1 protein-coding gene is annotated in these 2,978 nt (G+C 43.0%); it reads left to right on the top strand.

Annotated features, from left to right (window positions below):
* Positions 1 to 544: 544 nt before the first annotated feature.
* A complete protein-coding gene (locus tag O9323_RS07955) occupies positions 545 to 2,785 on the top strand; it encodes a glycoside hydrolase (RefSeq protein WP_288124920.1) in 2,241 nt (746 codons plus the stop codon).
* The last annotated feature ends 193 nt before the right edge of the window (positions 2,786 to 2,978 follow it).

Here is a 2,978-nt window from a genome sequence, read left to right as displayed (position 1 = left end):
TAACGAGAGAATCAGGGATTTGGGCGAGCTTATTAGAAATCTTTATCAACAATGGGGAGTGATCTGCATCGAACTTTTTCGCTCGAACACCCCAAAAAGCTTATGCTGTAAGGAGTTCAGCCAGCTTGTCCCCCTGTCAGGCTATCAAGTTGTTAAAGGGATTATCTGATAAGTTTTGATTATCCATATTTTTGCTAATAAACATAGCAAAAGTATGGATTATTTCCTAACCTAAGATCACATTTTATTCTTTTTTCCACTTCCATCTAAAAATCGAGAAAAAAGCAAAACGCCGGATTATACCATAAAAAAATTATGCAAGAGGTCTAATATTAGGGATTCTACTGCTGAACTCCCAATACTCACCACCAGAGGAGCCGATCCTTTAACAAATACAAAGAGACGATACCCTCTCAAAACCCGTTGATAGGATTATGGTAGTGACCGAAATCAACTTTTAAGAATCTAGAATGGGTTTTATTGTCCATTATTATCTAAATAACGGACAAAAAGCCTGTTATATGCACTTTTTCTCGGTATTATCATGACCTATCCTCTCTACGTCGCTTTTATTTGGCATCAACACCAACCCCTCTACAAATCCTGTCAAACTCGCACCGATGCTTCGGGACAATATCGCTTACCCTGGGTGCGACTGCATGGGGTGAAAGATTATCTCGATTTAATCTTAATTCTAGAACGTTTTCCCAAATTACACCAAACTGTCAACCTTGTTCCCTCTTTAATCCTGCAATTAGAGGATTACGTCAACGGACTAGCTATAGACCCCTATCTTGCTCTCACCGTCACCCCAGAAGCGCAGTTAACCCTGGCACAAAAACACTTTATCCTCGAACACTTTTTCGATGCTAACCATCGTAACCTGATCGATCCGCACCCCCGTTACGGGCAATTATACGCACAGCGTCAAGAAAACGGTCATAGTTGGTGTATTAGCCATTGGAATCTGCAAGATTATAGCGATCTCTTAGCTTGGCATAACCTCGCTTGGATCGATCCTATCTTTCACAGTGACCCAGAAATCGCTGCCTGGTTAGAACAGGGAAAAAACTTCACTTTAAGCGATCGCCAGCGAATTATCTCCAAACAGCGTCAAATTCTGCGTCGTATCTTGCCGCAACACCGGTTAATGCAGGAAACCGGACAACTAGAAATCATTACCAGTCCCTACACCCATCCAATTTTACCCCTGCTGGCCAACTCGGAAGCCGGCCGGGTAGCAGTGCCGAATATGACCCTTCCTCGGCAATATTTCCACTATCCTGAAGATATTTCCCGTCATCTCCGGAAAGCTTGGCAAATCTATATCGATCGCTTTGATAAACATCCTCGAGGACTTTGGCCCTCGGAACAATCCGTTAGTCCCGCGATTCTCCCCGCTGTCGCTAAACAGGGTTTTCAGTGGTTATGTTCCGATGAGGGGGTGTTAGGTTGGTCTCTGGGACATTACTTTCATCGCGACGAAAAAGGCAATATTAGCGAACCGGAATTGCTTTATCGTCCCTACCGTCTGGAAACTAGCAACGGCAATTTATCGATGGTTTTCCGCGATCATCGTCTCTCGGATCTGATCGGATTTAGCTATAGTGGCATGAAAGCGCAAGAGGCCGCTACAGACTTAGTTAAACACCTAGAAGCGATCGCCGAACAACTGAAAACCAACGCAGAAACCACGACGCTAGAAAAACCCTGGTTAGTTACCATTGCGCTAGATGGCGAAAACTGTTGGGAAAACTATCATCAAGACGGTTTACCCTTCCTAGAGAACCTTTATCAACTTTTAAGCGACCATAAAGAGATCGAATTAGTCACCGTCTCCGAATATCTCGATCGCTTTCCCGCTAAGGCAAAAATCCCTGTCAATAAACTTCATAGCGGCTCTTGGATCGATGCCAATTTTACCACTTGGATCGGCGATCCCGCTAAAAATAAAGCTTGGGAATATCTAATTTTAGCCCGTCAAACCCTCGCTAATCACCCGGAAGCGACGGAAGATAATAACCCCGACGCGTGGGAAGCATTGTATGCAGCGGAAGGTTCCGATTGGTTTTGGTGGTTTGGTTATGGCCATTCTTCTAATCATGACGCAATTTTTGACCAACTTTTCCGCGAACACCTGATCGCTCTTTATCAAGCTTTAAATGAGCCAATTCCCTCCTATTTGCTCGAACCGGTGGAAGAACACAGAGATAAACAAAGTAATCGTCCACTGGCTTTCATTCACCCCATTATCGACGGTTTTGGGGACGAACAGGATTGGGATAAAGCTGGACGGATCGAAATTGGCGGCGCCAGTGGTACAATGCACCGGACTTCCTTAGTACAAAGGCTCTTTTTCGGTTGGGATCACCTCAATTTTTATCTGCGTTTCGATTGGAAACCGGGGGCAGAATTAGGCAAAGATATACCGCCTGAAGTACATTTATATTGGTATTATGACGAAGTGCATCGTCTGCAAAGTCCAATTCCCTTAGCAGATATTCCCCCTCGATCGCCCCTCGATTACGGTTATCATCATCATCTAGGAGTTAATTTAATCACGGAATTTACTTGGTTAGAAGTTGCTCAAGAATATTTTACTTGGCAACGAGTTCCTAGTAGTGCCAAAGCTTCTTTTAATCAATGTTTGGAGATTGCTGTCCCCTGGGAAGGATTACACATTGAACCCGATGCTCGTCTCCATTTAATCGCAGTTTTAGCTAATCAAGGTCAATACTATGATTTCCTCCCCGTTGAAGAATTAATCTTCCTGCAAAGACCTTAAATCAGTAATCAGTGATCAGTTATCAAACGTCAGCAAACCCTAGTTAAGTACCTAAGGGACTTCCAGAGAATAAAATACCCAACAAAAAAATAGAAAAGTGTTTTTTTGAAAAAGTAATTATTTTTGTCTAGGAAAACAAAGAGTCTCCCATTACAACCTATTTTTCCGAAAAAAAAATAGCAGCATAAACTTT

Origin of the sequence: Microcystis sp. LE19-131.1A (assembly GCF_027532015.1) — a bacterium.
In the GTDB taxonomy this organism is placed as follows: Bacteria; Cyanobacteriota; Cyanobacteriia; order Cyanobacteriales; family Microcystaceae; genus Microcystis; species Microcystis ichthyoblabe_A.
Note: the sequence above shows the minus strand (reverse complement) of the source record. Positions and strands in the feature narration are given on the sequence as shown.

Coding starts and splice junctions, on each gene's coding strand:
- O9323_RS07955 (WP_288124920.1), top strand. CDS start 545: ATGACCTATCCTCTCTACGTCGCTTTTATTTGGCATCAACACCAACCC.